Origin of the sequence: Flavobacterium sp. (assembly GCF_024642105.1) — a bacterium.
Classification (GTDB): domain Bacteria; phylum Bacteroidota; class Bacteroidia; order Flavobacteriales; family Flavobacteriaceae; genus Flavobacterium.
This window is the reverse complement of sequence record NZ_JAHEBT010000055.1, coordinates 159,653-177,689: the sequence shown is the minus strand read 5'-3', so window position 1 is coordinate 177,689 and position 18,037 is coordinate 159,653. Positions and strand designations below refer to the sequence as shown.

General features: G+C 34.5%; 14 protein-coding genes. 6 read left to right on the top strand and 8 right to left on the bottom strand.

Annotation, left to right across the window (positions count from 1 at the left end; all coding sequences use genetic code 11):
- Positions 1-3: 3 nt before the first annotated feature.
- The 8 genes from Q0L65_RS11905 to Q0L65_RS11870 form a co-directional block, all read right to left on the bottom strand.
- Positions 4-672 carry a bifunctional 4-hydroxy-2-oxoglutarate aldolase/2-dehydro-3-deoxy-phosphogluconate aldolase gene (locus Q0L65_RS11905; protein ID WP_296686633.1) on the bottom strand — a complete coding sequence of 223 codons (669 nt, stop codon included), beginning with the start codon at positions 670-672 and terminating at the stop codon, positions 4-6.
- Between the two features lie 9 nt (positions 673-681).
- On the bottom strand, positions 682-1,704 hold the full coding sequence (locus Q0L65_RS11900; protein WP_296686631.1) for a sugar kinase: 1,023 nt from the start codon (positions 1,702-1,704) through the stop codon (positions 682-684).
- A gap of 12 nt (positions 1,705-1,716) precedes the next feature.
- Entirely contained in the window at positions 1,717-3,117 is a 1,401-nt protein-coding gene (gene uxaC / locus Q0L65_RS11895; RefSeq protein ID WP_296686627.1) for a glucuronate isomerase, read from the bottom strand.
- A gap of 17 nt (positions 3,118-3,134) precedes the next feature.
- Positions 3,135-3,926 (bottom strand): gluconate 5-dehydrogenase, encoded by a 792-nt coding sequence (locus Q0L65_RS11890; RefSeq protein ID WP_296686624.1) that lies wholly within the window; start codon positions 3,924-3,926, stop codon positions 3,135-3,137.
- Positions 3,927-3,929: 3 nt separating this feature from the next.
- Positions 3,930-4,766 (bottom strand): 5-dehydro-4-deoxy-D-glucuronate isomerase, encoded by an 837-nt coding sequence (gene kduI / locus Q0L65_RS11885; RefSeq protein ID WP_296686622.1) that lies wholly within the window; start codon positions 4,764-4,766, stop codon positions 3,930-3,932.
- 39 nt (positions 4,767-4,805) lie between these two features.
- The gene (locus Q0L65_RS11880) at positions 4,806-6,251 is read right to left on the bottom strand and encodes an MFS transporter (RefSeq protein WP_296686619.1); all 1,446 of its coding nucleotides are present in this window, start codon (positions 6,249-6,251) and stop codon (positions 4,806-4,808) included.
- A gap of 216 nt (positions 6,252-6,467) precedes the next feature.
- Entirely contained in the window at positions 6,468-8,153 is a 1,686-nt protein-coding gene (locus Q0L65_RS11875; protein WP_296686617.1) for a sodium/sugar symporter, read from the bottom strand.
- Between the two features lie 177 nt (positions 8,154-8,330).
- Positions 8,331-9,020 carry an NUDIX domain-containing protein gene (locus tag Q0L65_RS11870; RefSeq protein WP_296686614.1) on the bottom strand — a complete coding sequence of 230 codons (690 nt, stop codon included), beginning with the start codon at positions 9,018-9,020 and terminating at the stop codon, positions 8,331-8,333.
- Between the two features lie 177 nt (positions 9,021-9,197).
- Here Q0L65_RS11870 and Q0L65_RS11865 point away from each other — a divergent pair, with 177 nt between their 5' ends.
- From Q0L65_RS11865 to Q0L65_RS11840, 6 genes are all read left to right on the top strand, one after another.
- Complete coding sequence (locus Q0L65_RS11865) at positions 9,198-10,745, top strand: alpha-L-arabinofuranosidase C-terminal domain-containing protein (protein WP_296686612.1); 1,548 nt, start codon at positions 9,198-9,200, stop codon at positions 10,743-10,745.
- 162 nt (positions 10,746-10,907) lie between these two features.
- Complete coding sequence (locus tag Q0L65_RS11860) at positions 10,908-12,767, top strand: alpha-L-arabinofuranosidase C-terminal domain-containing protein (RefSeq protein WP_296686609.1); 1,860 nt, start codon at positions 10,908-10,910, stop codon at positions 12,765-12,767.
- A 133-nt stretch (positions 12,768-12,900) separates the two neighbouring features.
- Positions 12,901-14,571, top strand: a complete 1,671-nt coding sequence (locus tag Q0L65_RS11855) for a ribulokinase (protein ID WP_296686606.1) — start codon at positions 12,901-12,903, stop codon at positions 14,569-14,571.
- Between the two features lie 2 nt (positions 14,572-14,573).
- Positions 14,574-15,275 (top strand): L-ribulose-5-phosphate 4-epimerase, encoded by a 702-nt coding sequence (locus Q0L65_RS11850; protein WP_296686604.1) that lies wholly within the window; start codon positions 14,574-14,576, stop codon positions 15,273-15,275.
- 20 nt (positions 15,276-15,295) lie between these two features.
- The gene (gene araA / locus Q0L65_RS11845; RefSeq protein ID WP_296686601.1) at positions 15,296-16,804 is read left to right on the top strand and encodes an L-arabinose isomerase; all 1,509 of its coding nucleotides are present in this window, start codon (positions 15,296-15,298) and stop codon (positions 16,802-16,804) included.
- 19 nt (positions 16,805-16,823) lie between these two features.
- Positions 16,824-17,990: an aldose epimerase family protein gene (locus Q0L65_RS11840; protein ID WP_296686598.1), complete on the top strand. Its 1,167-nt coding sequence runs from the start codon at positions 16,824-16,826 to the stop codon at positions 17,988-17,990.
- Positions 17,991-18,037 lie beyond the last annotated feature (47 nt).

Sequence of the window (18,037 nt, the reverse complement as noted above, 5' to 3'; positions counted from 1 at the left end):
GTGCTATAAATTAGTTCTTACGGATTGTACTAAATCCAATACTTTTTTTGTTTCTGATTCGATAGTTGCGTACGCTTTATCAGCCATTAACTTTTTGCTGATTAATTTGCTTCCCATCCCCACTGCAGAAACACCTGCTTTAAACCAAGCTTCAATATTCTCATGTGTAGTATCCACACCACCTGTTGGCATAAATACTAATTTTGGAAAAATATCTTTGATACTACTCAAATAATCAGGACCTAACATATTGCCAGGGAATAATTTTATAAAAGTTACTCCTGCATTTTCAGCAGCAATAATTTCTGTTGGCGTCATACAGCCTGGACTATATAAGGCTCCTTTACTTATCAAAAACGAAGCTACTTCAGGAACAAATCCAGGGCTGATAAAAAAGTCAGCACCAACATTATAATACGCTGCGGCTTGTTGTACATTTTTAATGGTTCCAATTCCCAATAATAAATCAGGCATTTCAGCATTTCGAACTTCAATCATTTTAATGAAATTTTGCAAAGCTGCCTCACCGCGACTAGTATACTCAACCGCTTTAATCCCTCCTCTATAAATAGCTCTCAACACCTCAATGGTTACATTTTCATCCTCATTATAATATAATGGGAGCATTCCTTGTTGAATAATTGCCGCTGTTATTTTTTGTACAGTACTCATATTTTTATTTTATCTTGAAACTAGTGCGGCACCATTGCCATCTAGTCTATCTTCTACTTCTTTTAAAGTAACTAAATTATAATCGCCCGCTATACTGTGTTTTAAACAACAAGCAGTTACAGCAAAGTCTAGTGCTTTTTGAATATCGTTTGTGTATTCTAATAAACCAAAAATTAATCCACCCATAAAAGCATCTCCACTTCCTACGCGATCTACTACTGGAGTTACTTCCCGTACAGCCGAATTATAGATGGATTTTCCATCGTATAGAATTCCCCCTATTCTTTGATGTGAAGCACTTACAGAATAGCGCAACGTAGTAGCCATTGTTTTTAAATTTGGACAAAGTTTAAACACCTTGTCATACAAAACCGGCAATGAAGTCGTATCCTGATAATCTGGATTTACTTTGGCTTGACCTAACATAAAATAAGCCGTATCAATATCACCTAAAATGACATTCGTGTAGTGTAATAATTCAGGCATTACATCGCTTGGAGTTTTTCCGTATTGCCATAATTTAGATCTATAATTCAAATCGCAAGAAATGGTCAAACCTAATTGATGTGCTGCTTTTACCGCTTCCAAACACGCTTGAGCAGCCGACTCCGATATGGCTGGCGTAATACCACTCCAATGAAACCAAGTAGCACCCTGTAATACTTTTACCCAATCAATCATTCCTTTTTCAAGGGTAGCCATAGCACTATGAGCACGGTCATAGACTACATTACTCCCTCGTACTCCTGAACCTGTTTCTAAAAAATAAATACCTAAACGCTCACCTCCAAAAATGACATTTTTAGATTCAACATTCATTTTACGCATTTCTTTTAAAGCGCAAGTTCCTATTTCGTTGTTTGGAATTCGTGTTACAAACTCCGCATTCGCACCATAATTGGCCAAAGAAACTGCCACGTTAAATTCACCACCACCATAAGTAGCTGTAAAGCCTTTTGCTTGTTCAAAACGCAAATGACTATCTGTTGAAAGGCGCAACATAATTTCGCCAAAAGTGACTACTTTGCTCATAACTCTATCCAATTAAAATTTGAAATACTCTTTTGCGTTATGATAACTAATATCCGAAACCATTTTCCCTATCCATTCCATATCATTAGGCAATTCCCCTCTTTGGATTTCATCTCCTAAAAGATTACACAAAATACGTCTAAAATATTCGTGTCTTGGAAAAGATAAAAAGCTTCTTGAATCGGTTAACATTCCGATGAAACAGCTAATAAGCCCCATATTTGACAAGGCATTCAATTGTTTCGTCATTCCGTCTTTTTGGTCTAAAAACCACCATCCAGAACCAAACTGCACTTTACCTTTAACGCTACCATCATTGAAATTACCAATCATCGTTGCCATGACTTCGTTGTCGGCTGGATTCAAATTGTAAATAATTGTTTTAGCCAATTTATCTTTACTATCTAAAGCATTTAAAAATCCGGATAATTTTTGTGCTTGTGGATAATCACCAATAGAATCCCAACCCGTGTCAGGTCCTAAAATTCGGTGCATACGTGCATTATTATTTCGTAAAGCACCTAAATGCAATTGTTGTACCCAACCAAATTCATGATAGGTTTCAAATAAGAAGAATAAGATGGCGCTTTGGAATTTCAATGCTTCTTCATTCGTAAGTGTCACATTGTCTCGTTTCTTTTTGAAAATAGCATTGACTTCACTTTCAGTATAGTTTTCAAAATAGACTTGATCCAAACCATGGTCGCACAACTTACAACCGTTTTTATCGAAGTAGTCAATTCTATTTCGAAGTGCCGTACATAAATCAGCATAGGTGTTGATTGAAACACCAGCTACTTCTCCTAAAGTATTAATGTAGTCATTGTAACCGTCATTGCTAATTAAAATAGCTCTATCAGGTCTAAATGCAGTACTCACTTTAACTTCAAAAGCACTTTTAGCTAATTGTTGGTGGTACTCTAAATTATCAATCGGATCTTCGGTGGTACAAACAAATTCAGCATTGACTTTGCGAAGCAAATTCTGTGTGCTGTATTGTGCCGAATTAATTTTGGCAGAAGCGGCTTCATAAATTTTCTCCGCCGATTTTTCATTCAATAAATCGTAGATGTCAAAATAGCGCGCTAGTTCTAAATGCGTCCAATGATACAAAGGATTACGCATGGTATACGGAACTGTTTTAGCCCAATTCATAAACTTGTCTTTATCAGAACCATTACCCGTAATGAATTGTTCATTCACCCCTAAAGTTCGCATGGCGCGCCATTTGTAATGATCGCCATTAATCCAAACTTTGGCTACGTTATCAAAAATTTTATCCTCTGCAATAAACTGCGGCGATAAATGGTTGTGGTAATCAATGATAGGCTGATTTTTAGAATAATTATGGTATAATTCTTCCGCGTATTTATTCTCTAATAAAAAATTATCGTGTATGAATGTTGTGCTCATGTTATTTCTTAAAATAATTAATTCTCGTTTGAAGGTTTACCAATAGTGGCTAAAATTCCTCCGTCAACATATAAAATATGACCGTTTACGAAGTCACTCGCCTTAGATGATAAAAAAATAGTTGCTCCAGTTAAGTCACTAGGATCTCCCCATTTGGCTGCAGGAGTTCTATTAATGATAAATTCGTTAAAAGGGTGTCCATCTACTCGGATAGGTTCTGTTTGTTCGGTAGCAAAATAACCCGGACCAATTCCGTTAATTTGGACATTGTATTTAGCCCATTCAGTTGCCATATTTTTAGTCAACATTTTCAGACCACCTTTAGCGGCTGCATAAGCTGATACGGTATTGCGACCTAATTCGCTCATCATAGAACAGATATTAATAATTTTTCCTTGACGTCTTTCAATCATCCCTTTTGCCACCTGTTTTGAAACAATAAAAGGACTTACTAAATCAATATCAATAACTTCTCTAAAATCAGAAACCTCCATTTCTAATATTGGAATTCTTTTAATGATACCAGCATTGTTGATCAAAATCTGGATAGGACCTACTTCTGATTCAATCTTTTGAACCGAAGCAATTACTTCTTTTTCATCGGTCACATTAAATTTATATCCGACCGCATTAATTCCTTCGCTTTGAAGCAATTGTACTGCCTCGTCAATTTTTTGTTGCGATGAATTTCCATTAACAACTATTGTCGCTCCTGCCTGACCTAGACCTTTTGCCATTGCCATACCTAAACCGTGTGTACTTCCGGTAATTAAGGCAATTTTCCCTTTTACATCAAATAAATCATTCATAGCCTATCGTAATTCGTTTGGTGCTACTATATCCATATCACCATAATCCAAATTCTCACCCGCCATTCCCCAAATAAAAGAGTAGTTTGCCGTTCCTGCTCCGGAGTGAATCGACCATTCTGGAGACAATACCGCTTGATTATTTTGCATAAAAATATGTCGCGTGTTTTGAGGTTCGCCCATAAAATGACTGATAGTTTGGCCTTCTTCTAAATCAAAGTAAAAATAAGCTTCCATACGTCTATTGTGAGTGTGCGATGGCATCGTATTCCAAATATTTCCAGGCAACAATTCCGTTAATCCCATTTGTAATTGGCACGTTTCCACGACACTGTTGACAATCAATTTATTGATGATTCTTTTATTGGCAAATTTCTCTTCACCCAAATGCACAATTTCTGCATTTTCTTTAGTCACTTTCTTGTTAGGAAATTTATGATGCGCAGGTGCCGAATTAATATAAAACAAAGGTTGTTCTCCATTAGTAGCAGAAAAAAGCACGTCTTTACAACCTTGACCTACATACAAGGCTTCTTTTTTCTCTAAAAAATAATCAACTCCATCTACTGTTACTTTACCGCTTCCACCTACATTGATAATTCCTAATTCTCTTCGGTCAAGAAAATGCTCTGACTTCAAATACGGAATTGTTTCCAGTTTCAAACTTTTGTCTACAGGCATTATTCCCCCTACTATGTATCTATCATACATGGAATAAGTAAGTTGTATTTGATTGGCAACAAAAAGCGTTTCAATCAAGAAATGCTCTCTTAATTCATTCGTATTATATGTATTGGCATCTTTTGGATGTGATGCGTATCTAAATTCAAAATTTGTCATTCTCTATTTATTTAGTTGTACTAAAATTTCTTTTTAAATTTATAAATCAGTTATTGGACTGTACTTTGGCACTAAGGCTTTCATTACCGTCCAGCCAATTAAATAACAAACGGCACAAATAGAAAATATAATGAAATATCCTGCTTCGATACCTTCAAATCCCATAAAAGACATATTGGTTTCTTTTGTATAATCAAACAAAACTCCTGATCCTTTATTGATTAAAGTAGAACCTAGTCCTCCTGCTAATCCTCCAATTCCTGTTACAGTAGCAATGGCTTTTTTAGGAAACATATCGCCTACGGTGGTAAAAATATTAGCCGACCAAGACTGATGAGCAGCACCTGCAATACCAATAATAATTACGGGCAACCAATAGGTATAATGTCCTAAAGGCTGTGCTATTAAAGCCAAAAGAGGAAAAAAAGCAAAAATCAACATCGCTTTCATTCTTCCATCGTACGGATTCATTCCTTTCTTTTCTACAAAATAAGTCGGCAACCATCCGCCAATAATAGACAGTAAAGTAATCATATACAATACAAATAACGGCAAGGCAGCTTCCGTAGCATCCATTTCATACACAGAACTCAAATACGCTGGCGTCCAAAATAAAAAGAACCACCAAACTCCATCCGTCATAAACTTACCAAAGGCAAAAGCCCATGTTTGTTTGTATCGAAAACAATCTTTTAAACTTACTTTGGTAGCTGTTTCAGCTACATAACCTGCCAATTTACTATCTGCAATTACATCTTGTTGAATATATTCCAATTCTTCTGCGCTAACTTTCGAATGATTTTCAGGCTTATCATATAAAAACACCCAAAATCCCATCCATACAAAACCTAAGGCTCCGATAATGATAAAAGACATTTCCCAACCAAAAGCTTCTGCGATAAACGGAATTGTAATTGGCGCAGCCAATGCCCCAACGGTAGCTCCCGAATTAAATATACTTGTAGAAAAAGCCCTGTCTTTTTTAGGAAAATATTCTGCCGTGGTTTTAATTGCAGCTGGAAAATTCCCAGCCTCACCTACTGCCAAAACAAAACGAGCCAAAATAAATAAAGTTACACTCGTCGAAATAACCATCCCAGTATCATTAACAGTATGAATGGCTTCTTTTGCCCCTTCAAAACCTACCAACCAATTTCCAGTTAAAATTCCAGAAGTAGCAATCCCTGCAAAAGCATGCAAACAGGCTCCAAATGACCAAACTCCGATAGCCCAAAGAAATCCTTTTTTGGTATCTAATATATCTACTAATCTTCCTGCAAATAACAATGAAACCGCATAAAAAATAGAAAACAAAGCAGTTATATTTCCATAATCATTGTTAGTCCAATGAAATTCTGGCGCAATAAAATCACTCCATGTTAAAGAAAGTACTTGTCTGTCTAAATAATTAATAGTGGTAGCAAAAAAAAGTAGGCCACAAATGGTCCAACGAAAATTTCCTTTAGGCGTAGTGATTTTGTTCATAGATTGGTATTATTTGGTTGTTAATATCTACTTGATTTAATTTTAAAAATAAAAATGTAATCGATTACACAAATGTAATTGTAAAAATTTAGAATACAAGTTTTTTTATACTATTATTTCTTTTTGAAGAGAAAAAAATAATATTGTAAATAGAATGTCACCCAAAAATCAAAATAAGGATTTTCAAGCGACATTCTACTAAAGACTTTTGTCTGATTACCAGAATTTTGCATACAAGGCAAAAATTACTAATAAAGTAATTACAATTAAAACGGTAGTTTGGGGTTTAAGTTTGAACATTTCTGTATCTAATTCAAAAGCTTTTGGATTTACTTTTGGACCCAATAAACTTACTCCTATCATAAGTAACATCGTAAACATAAAAGACAATCCCATACAAATATGAAACGGAATCTCAAAGCCTCCTTTACCATTAGCATAAGCTGTATATAAAAGTGTTTCATTTCCGAATAAAGATGGAGCCATTTCATTAAATAAAACAGACAATACAAATCCTGCAATTACCCCAACAATTGCTGCCGTTCCTGTGGTTCTTTTCCAAAACATTCCTAATATAAACATTGCAAATACTCCCGGACTAATGAATCCCGTATATTTTTGAATGAAAGTAAAACCTCCTTCTCCACCTATTCCTAAAAGATCATCCCAAGTAAATACTACAGCTAAAATCATTGCTGCAAAAACAGCATATTTTCCAATATTTACCTGACTGTTATCTGAGGCATTTTTTTGAATGTATTTTTTGTGAACATCTAAAGTATAAATAGTGGAAATACTGTTTACTTTTCCAGCTAAAGAAGCCACAATTGCGGCAGTCAATGCTGCAACAGAAAGTCCTTTTAAACCTGTAGGCAAAAATGTTAACATAGCTGAATACGCCCCATCTTTTCCTCCTACTAATTGAGGTAAATGTCCGTTTTCATATAATACAAAAGCAGCAATACCAGGTAACATTACAATTAGTGGCATCAATAATTTTAAGAAACCAGCAAATAATATTCCTGTACGAGCAGTTTGCAAATCAGCGCCTAAAGCTCTTTGTGTAATGTATTGATTACATCCCCAATAATTAAGATTAATAATCCAAATACCTGCTAAATAAGACATTAATCCTGGAAAGGTTAAGTATTTATTAATATCATTTTGAGAAGAAGCTGCTGTTGGCTCCGGAATAATCATTTTGAAATGTTCTGGTGCTTTTTCCATTAAAACATTAAATCCTGCTATTGCATCTTGACCAAAACCAAAATAATGAGATACAGTTGTTAATGCAATGTACGAAGTTACCAAACCTCCAATAATTAAAACTGCAACCTGTATTACATCAGTATAAGCCACTACCTTCATCCCTCCTAAAGAAATCAATAAAGCAAAAACAGCCAATCCAATCATTATCGCATGCAAATACTCACCTCCAGCTAAACCATTAATAGCAACAGCTCCTAAATATAGGATAGAAGTTAGATTTACAAAAACATACAAAAACAACCAAAAAACAGCCATAATTAAAGCGGTTGATTCATTGTATCTCGTAGTTAAAAACTGAGGCATGGTATAAATTTTGTTTTTCAAATACACTGGAATAAACCACACCGCAACAATAATTAAAGCTATTGCCGCTATCCATTCGTAAGCTGCAACGGCAATACCTAAGAAGAATCCTTCTCCACTCATCCCTATAAACTGCTCAGCAGAAATATTTGATGCAATTAATGATGCCCCAATAGCCCACCAGGTTAAAGAGCCTTCTGCTAAGAAATACGCCTTGGCATCATGCTCGTTTTTTTCTCGTTTTCGATAAATTACATATCCGTAAACAGATACTACTATAAAATAAATGATAAATACTGCATAATCAGCAAAAGAAAGGGTTTGGTTCATTGTTTGTGGTTTATTTAGTTAATGCTTTGTGGTAAAATTTTAGATTCAAAATAAATTATAAATACCAAATGTAAAATATTTTTTTTATTTACATCATTAATAAACGTAAAAAACACATTTATTATTTTTTTGTTGTTTTTTTTAGATTTAAAAGGATTAAAAAGACTTTCTTGTTTATTAAAAATTTAAGACAAAATCATTTAATAATTTAGCATCGTATTTTTCTTTATCAAATGTATAGAGATACGATCCTTTTCTAGAAGACATCATATCTTTTTCTTCTAATTTGATTAAAATATCCAATGAATTAATTTTACTAATAAAATTTCTTTTATCTAATTCTTTGTCTAATATCGCTTCGTACAATTCTAATAATTGACGCATCGTAAATTTTTCTGGTAATAGTTCAAAACCAACAGGTTTTATTGAAGTTCGGTATCGCAATCTTCTGATAGCATGAGTTAACATACTATCGTGGTCAAAAATCAATTTAGGAACATCATTAACACTAAACCATTGCGCATGGTAATTTTGAATTAATTCTTCATTATGATTCTCAATATTAATCAACGCATAATACGCAACAGAAATGGTTCTTTCTACTGGATCACGATCAATATCACTATAAGAATGCAACTGCTCCATATAAATATCATGAAGTCCTGTACAACTACTTAATATTCTAATTGCCGCATCATCTAAAGACTCTTCTTTTTTCAAGAATCCTCCAATTAAAGACCACTTTCCTCTCTCTGGTTCAAAATCTCTTTTAATTAAAAGTATTTTCAATCCGTCAGCATCAAATCCGAAAATTATACAATCGACAGCTAATAAAACTTTATCTACAGAACTATAACTATTTAACATTTTGCACTAAATATATTTGTTGGTAAATATAGAAACTTTATTAAAAAAAGAGTACTTAAATTAATGTTAGTTCCTGTTCCAAACTTTTTTAAATTAATTTGTTTTTTATATTTTTTTTGAAATACATTTACAAATGTATTAAAAACACTTATTTATTAGTCTAATTCTAAATAAATTATGAAAACAACTACTACATTCCTACTATCCTTTTTGTTTTTTTTTAGTTCTTTTATATTTTCTCAAACAACAACAAAGCTTTCTATTAAAAAGACTGAAAAAACAACAATAATTAGTAAACACATCTACGGACACTTTGCTGAACATCTAGGAAGATGTATTTATGGAGGATTCTATGTTGGAGAAAACAGTAAAATTCCAAATACAAACGGTGTACGAAATGATATTATTAGTGCTTTAAAAGAATTAAAAATACCAAACTTAAGATGGCCTGGTGGTTGTTTTGCTGACACTTACCATTGGAAAGATGGAATCGGTACAAAAGAAAATAGACCAACTATGATAAATCGTTGGTGGGGAGGAATTACCGAAAATAATAGTTTTGGCACACATGATTTTTTAGATTTATGTGAAACACTTGGAACTGAACCCTATTTAGCCGCCAATGTTGGAAGTGGCACAGTTCAAGAATTTACAGACTGGGTACAATATGTAAATCATCAAGGAAAAAGCCCAATGGCTGATTTAAGAAAGAAAAACAATAGAGAAAACCCTTGGGGAGTCTCATTTTGGGGAGTAGGTAATGAAATGTGGGGTTGTGGTGGAAATATGACTCCAGAATACTATGCCAATATATACAAGCAATACGCCACATTCATGACAGATTGGACTAACTCCAATAAATTATTTCGAATTGCTTCAGGAGCTAATGTTTCTGATTACCATTGGACAGAAGTATTAATGCGAGATATTCCCAAAAATTTAATTGAAGGAGTAGCTCTTCACTCTTATTCTTTTGTGAAATGGGAGAAAAAAGGTTCTTCAACTCAATTTGACGAAACGCAATACTTTGCAACGATGCAAACCGCACTCAAAATGGAAGAATTAGTTACAAAGCATTCTGAGATAATGGATAAATACGATCCAAATAACAAAATAGCGCTTATTGTAGACGAATGGGGAGGATGGTATGATGTAGAACCCGGTACAAATCCCGGTTTTTTATACCAACAAAATACAATGCGAGATGCCATGATTGCGGGAGCTACATTAAACATTTTTAACAACCACTCTAAAAGAGTAAAAATGGCCAACTTAGCCCAAACCATCAATGTCCTTCAAGCTGTAATTTTAACTGAAGAGGATAAAATGCTGCTCACACCAACCTATCATGTAATGAAAATGTACAATGTACATCAAGATGCTCAATTAATACCAATAGAATTCAATTCTCCGTTATACACTTTTGGAGAAAAATCCCTACCCGCTCTATCTGCTTCTGCTTCAAAAGATAAAAACGGGTTGATTCATATATCAGTAGTTAATATCGATGCAATTAAAGAAAATACTATTGAAATTGATTTAAAAGAACTTGGTGTGCAAAAAATGACGGGTACTATTTTATCGTCATCTAAATTACAAGATCACAATACTTTTAATAACCCAAACAAAATTTCTCCTAAAATATTTAAAGAATTAGAAGTTAAAAATAATACACTGTTAGTGAAAATTCCAGCTTTTTCTGTAATTGTTTTAGAAGGAAAATAAAATTCTTCTAATTATAGTAGACAACCTATTAATACCTGATTCACTCCTATGAAATCTAAAATTGTTTTTTATTATCTCTTTTTTATTGTCTCTTGTAGTCAAGCGCAACAAACAAACTTGGTAGTTAACGCATCCAAATCTATAACTAAAATTCAACCAACAATGTATGGGATATTCTTTGAGGATATCAATTTTGCTGCCGATGGAGGGTTGTATGCCGAAATGGTAAAAAATCGTTCTTTTGAGTTTGAAACACCACTCATGGGATGGACACAGCCTAACAGCAACAGGCATTCCTACAACAAAGAGTCTGGTATTGCAACAACTATCAAAGTATTGGAAAACAAAAATAATCCAAGTTTTTGCAGGATAGTAATTAATAATGATAAAGGCTATTCAATTATTAATGAAGGATATAGAGGAATGGGAGTTAAGAAAGACGCTAAATACAATCTTTCACTCAAAGCGGCTAATTCTAATGGAACTATCAAGAAAATCATCATTCAATTGATTGATAAAAATCAAAAAGTAATCGGTGAAACTAGTATTGTGCCAACATCAAATGATTGGAAAAATTATAACACTCAATTGATTGCTACGCAAACTGAGGCAAAAGCAAAACTAAAAATTAGTTTTGAAGGAACAGGTACCATTGATTTAGATATGATTTCGCTATTTCCAGAAGACACTTGGAAGAATAGGAAAAACGGAATGCGTAAAGATATTGTTCAACTGTTATATGATATGAAACCCGGATTTTTGAGATTCCCTGGCGGTTGTATCGTAGAAGGAAGAACTTTGGCACAGCGTTACCAATGGAAAAAAACAATTGGAGAAATTGAAGAAAGAGAAACTTTAATCAACCGTTGGAATACTGAATTCAGACATAAACCTGCTCCAGATTATTTTCAGAGTTTTGGAATAGGATTCTTCGAATATTTCCAACTTGCCGAAGATATTGGTGCTTCGCCATTACCTATTTTAAGTTGCGGAATGGCTTGCCAATTTAACACTGGTGAATTAGTTCCAATGAACGAATTGAACCCTTATGTACAAGATGCTTTAGATTTAATAGAATTTGCCAATGGAGATGTGAATACACCTTGGGGAAAAATTAGGTCAGAAATGGGACATCCAGAACCTTTTAACTTAAAAATGATTGGGGTTGGAAACGAACAATGGGGGCCAGAATATATCGAAAGATATACAATTTTTGAAAAAGCAATCAAATCAAAATATCCTACAATTAAAATTGTTTCTGGTGCAGGGCCTTTTCCAGAGGGAGATTATTTTGAATATGGAATGAAAGAACTTAAAAAATTAAATGCCGAAATTGTAGACGAACATTATTATAAAAACCCAAAATGGTTCAGAGATAACGCTACTCGATACGACAACTATGACCGAAAAGGGCCTAGAATATTTGCTGGAGAATATGCAGCTCAAAGCGTAGCCATTGCGAGTCCAGACAACAAAAATAATTGGGAATGCGCCTTATCTGAAGCGGCCTTCATGACTGGTTTAGAGCGCAATGCAGAAGTAGTTAATCTAACCTCTTATGCACCTTTAATGGCACATGAAGAGGCTTGGCAATGGACACCTGATCTACTTTGGTTCAACAATTTAGAAGCCTACGGGTCCGCAAATTATTATGTGCAAAAATTATTTGCAACCAATAAAGGGACTGATTTAATCGCCATTACAAGCAACGGAAAAAATCTAATAGGTCAAAATAATTTGTATGCTTCAGCGGTAAAAGATATGAATACAAAAGAGGTAATTATTAAGCTAATAAATACTTCATCTATCATACAAGACGTAAATTTAGAGTTAAAAGGAATTAAAATAGACACTAAAGGGATTAAAACTACCCTTACAAGTACTAATTTACAAGAGGTAAATTCTTTCGAAAATCCTAAAAAAATTAGCCCTACAGAAGAGGTTATTAAAACAAAAGAGAATCGAGTAACTAGTTCGCTTTCAGCTTATTCAGTGAATATTATTAAAATAAAAATGAAATAACAATTTATTTAATATCAAGCTAGAATAAATTTATCATTAAAGTTTAGATATTCTATTCATTAAATTAAAAGTGTTTTTATAACACTTATAAAAAAATAAAGTATATTTGTTATTCTAAAAAAGAAATTTAAGAATGAAGAATTATGTTATAGGATTAGATTATGGTACAGATTCTGTCCGTGCAGTTCTAATTGATACAGATAATGGAAACGAAATAGCATCTAATGTTTGCTACTACAAACGATGGAAAAACAATGAATATTGCAATGCTTCGATAAACCAATTCCGCCAACATCCTTTAGATCATATAGAAGGATTAGAGACTACTATAAAATATGTAGTAGAAAATAGTAGTGTACTCCCTTCGCAAATTAAAAGTATTTGTATAGATACCACTGGTTCATCACCGGTACCAGTAACTGAAGATGGTACTCCTCTAGCATTAACAAAAGAATTTGAAAACAATCCAAATGCTATGATGGTACTTTGGAAAGATCACACTGCTATCAATGAAGCCAATGAAATTAACGAATTGGCTACTAATTGGGGTGGTGATAATGTCACTAAATATGTAGGAGGAATTTATTCTTCTGAATGGTTTTGGGCAAAAATATTACATATCGCTAGAACGGATGCAGCAGTAAAAAAAGCAGCCTACACTTGGCTAGAACATTGCGATTTAATGACCTATTTGTTAATCGATACTAAAGATTTAAAATCATTCAAAAGAAGCCGTTGTGCAGCAGGCCACAAAGCAATGTGGCACAAAGACTGGAATGGTCTTCCACCAGAATCTTTCTTGGAAAAATTAGACCCTTATTTGGCTCAATTGCGACCAAGACTTTATCAAGAAACTTATACCTCTGATGTAGTCGCAGGAAACTTAAGCGCTGAATGGGCTGAGCGTTTAGGGCTAACTACTAATACTGTTATCGCTGTAGGCACATTTGATGCACATTCTGGGGCTGTAGGAGCAAAAATAGATGAACATACCCTAGTACGAGTAATGGGAACTTCTACTTGTGATATCATTGTAGGCTCCGAGACAGAGATTGGAAACAAAACTGTTCGTGGTATTTGTGGACAAGTAGACGGATCTGTTTTGCCAGGATATATTGGATTAGAAGCTGGGCAATCTGCTTTTGGAGATGTATTAGCTTGGTACAAAGAACTTTTATTATGGCCAATAGCTACTTTATTAAAAAATTCAAAAGTAGTATCTGAAGAACAAAAACAGGCTTTAAAAGACGAAATTGAAGATAATTTGATCGTACAACTAACTGAAGAAGCTCAAAAAATTCCTTTATCCGAAAGTATTCCTATCGCATTAGATTGGATTAACGGTAGAAGAACACCCGATGCTAATCAAGAAGTTAAAAGTGCTATTGCTAACTTGTCATTAGGTACAAAGGCTCCTCACCTATTCAAATCATTAGTAAATGCAATCTGTTTTGGTTCTAAAAAAATTGTAGATCGATTCGAAGAAGAAGGTATTAAAATAAATAGTGTGATTGGAATCGGTGGTGTAGCACGAAAATCTCCTTTTATTATGCAAACGTTAGCCAATGTATTGAACAAACCCATAAAAGTAGCTGAATCAGACCAAGCCCCAGCTTTAGGAGCTGCCATTTATGCTGCAGTTGCCGCTGGAATTTATCCTAACGTAATTGAAGCTAGCAAAAAAATGGGAAGTGATTTTGAAAGCGAATATTTCCCTCAATTAGATCAAGTAGCTGCTTATAATAAATTATTTGTAGCCTATGAACAATTAAGTGCATTTGCCGACCCAACTATTAAAAAATAAAAATGAATTCAAAATTTACGAAATTAAAACAGGAATGCTACGAAGCCAATATGCAACTCAACGAGTTAAATCTTGTAGTATATACCTTTGGCAATGTTAGTGCTGTAGATAGAGAAAATAGCGTATTTGCTATAAAACCTAGTGGGGTAGCCTACGAAAATTTAAAACCTGAAGATATCGTTATTGTTGATTTTGATAACAATATAATTGAAGGAACTATGCGTCCCTCTTCGGATACTAAAACACATGCTTATTTATACAAAAACTGGTCGAACATAGGAGGTATAGCACATACACATGCTACCTATTCTGTCGCTTGGGCACAAGCTCAAAAAGACATTCCAATTTTTGGAACTACTCATGCGGATCATCTTACCAAAGATATTCCATGTGCCGCTCCTATGGCCGATACTCTAATTGAAGGCAATTATGAGCACAATACTGGAATTCAAATTTTGGATTGTTTTAAGGATAAAAACCTATCTTATGAAGAGGTCGAAATGGTTCTCGTTGGAAACCATGGTCCTTTTGCTTGGGGAAAAACTGCGGCAAAAGCAGTGTATAACAGTAAAGTTTTGGAAGTCATTGCTGAAATGGCGCATCTAACTTTACAGATAAACCCCAACGCCCCTAAATTGAAAGATTCATTAATCAAAAAACATTACGAACGTAAACACGGAAAAGATTCCTATTACGGACAATAACATATTATAATAAAGTACAAATGGAAAATATAGCACAAAAAGAAATTTGGTTTGTAGTAGGAAGCCAAGAATTATACGGAGAAGAAACACTGCGAAAAGTAGCCGAACACTCTCAAATCATAGCGAAAGGCTTAGATGTTTCATCACATATCCCTGTAAAAATTGTATACAAAGATGTGGTAAAAACACCTACTCAAATCACCAATATATGTTTGGATGCTAATTCCAATAAAAACTGTATCGGAATTGTAGCCTGGATGCATACTTTTTCACCTGCTAAAATGTGGATTGGAGGATTGAATATTCTAAAAAAACCTTTATGCCATTTACACACCCAATTCAATGCTGAAATTCCATGGAACTCTATTGATATGGATTTTATGAATCTAAATCAATCTGCACATGGAGACAGAGAATTCGGATTTATTATGTCTAGAATGCGTAAAAAACGTAAAGTAGTTGTAGGTCACTGGGAAGACGAAAGAGTTCATAAAAAATTAGGCATTTGGTCTAGAGTAGCTTTAGGATGGGATGAATTCCAGAACCTAAAAGTAGCTCGTTTTGGAGACAACATGCGTGAAGTTGCTGTAACCGAGGGAGATAAAGTCGAAGCCCAAATCCGTTTTGGTTTTTCGGTAAACGGTTTCGACTCCTCGGATATAACAAAAAAAATAGAAACGATTTCTGAAAACGAAATTAATAAGTTAGTTGCTATCTACGAGAGCTCATATAATTTAGCTCCAACACTTCAAAATGGCGGTAGCCAAAGAGCGTCTTTAGTTGAAGCAGCTAAAATTGAATTAGGCCTAAGAGCATTCTTAGAAGAAGGTGGATATAAAGCATTCACTGATACCTTTGAAAACCTTGGCGGGTTAAAACAACTTCCTGGAATCGCTGTTCAACGACTAATGGCCGACGGCTATGGTTTTGGTGGCGAAGGCGATTGGAAAACAGCAGCCTTGGTTCGCGCAATGAAAGTGATGAATGTAGGTCTCGAAGGAGGAACTTCATTTATGGAAGATTACACGTATCATTTTACACCTCAAAAATCCTACGTTTTAGGGTCACATATGCTAGAAATTTGTTCGTCAATTGCTGATGGCAAACCCTCATGTGAAATCCACCCATTAGGAATTGGAGGAAAAGCTGACCCTGTTCGATTGGTATTCAACGTGCCTGCTGGAAATGCAATTAATGCTTCATTAATTGAAATGGGTAACCGTTTCAGATTAATTGTAAACGAAGTGGAGGCTGTAAAACCTATGGCCGATTTGCCTAAATTACCCGTTGCTCGAGTTTTATGGGATGCAAAACCTAATTTAGACATTGCAGCAAGTACATGGATTTTAGCCGGAGGAGCTCACCATACTGTATACAGTCAGGCAGTAACTACCGAATTTATGGAGGACTTTGCTGATATTGCAGGTATTGAACTTTTAGTAATTGACGAGAGAACAACTGTAAGAGATTTTAAAGATAAAATTAATGCCAATGAAGCGTATTATCATCTCTTCCAACATGGACTATAACTAATAAAACCAATAAATTATGAATGTAATTAAACGTTGCTTGTTTGGAATTTCAATGGTGAGCCTAGCGCTCCTGAATTTTCAATGTAAAAAAAATACAAGTACAAATCAAACTACAGATAAAGTGTCAATAGAAAAATCAGCCTACGGGACTCTGCCCAACGGACAACAAGTGGACAGCTATACCCTTAAAAATCAAAAAGGAATGGAAGTAGCTATCATTACTTATGGTGGAATAATCACTTCGTTAAAAGTTCCAAATAAAGAAGGAAAATCAGAAGAAGTAGTATTAGGTTTTAGTTCTTTAGAACAGTACACAAAGCCTAATCCTTATTTTGGGGCCTTAATTGGCCGTTACGGCAATCGAATTGCTAAAGGTAAGTTCTCTCTTGACGGCAAAGAATATTCTTTAGCCATTAATAACGAACCGAATGCATTACACGGTGGACCTGAGGGATTTCACAGAGTAGTTTGGACAGCTGTAGAAAATAAAGGCGGGGACACCTCAGCATCCTTGAAACTGAAATATCTGAGTAAAGATATGGAAGAAGGATACCCGGGGAATTTAACTGTATTGGTTACTTACACACTTCATGACGACAATTCTTTAGACGTAAGTTATGAGGCTACAACCGACAAGAAAACGATAGTAAATTTAACACAACACTCGTATTTCAATCTGTCAGCTGATTTCACTAAAACTATTTTAGATCACGAAATTACCATTGATGCTGATAAGTTAGTTCCTGTAGACGCTACGCTAATCCCAACAGGTGAATTGACAGATGTAGCCAACACTCCATTTGATTTCAGAAATCCAAAACTAGTTGGTAAAGACATCGAAGCAAAAGACGAACAAATAAAAAGAGGCTTAGGATACGATCATTGTTGGGTATTAAATAATCAAGGTAAAGGACAACGCCTTGCAGCATCAGCTTATGAGCCAAAAAGCGGACGTTTATTAGAAGTATTTACAGACCAACCTGGAATCCAATTTTACACTGGAAACTTCCTTGATGGAACTTTGCCAATGAGAGATAAAGGGGTATATGCCCATCGAACTGGATTTTGTTTAGAAACACAACATTATCCAGATTCACCAAATCAAAAAACATTTCCATCAACGGTAGTAAGCCCAGGTGAAAATTATAAAACCAAAACAACTTTTAAATTTTCTGTAAAATAAATTTAGAATTTAAAGATACTACTACCTAAATGTAGACTTGTAGGCTA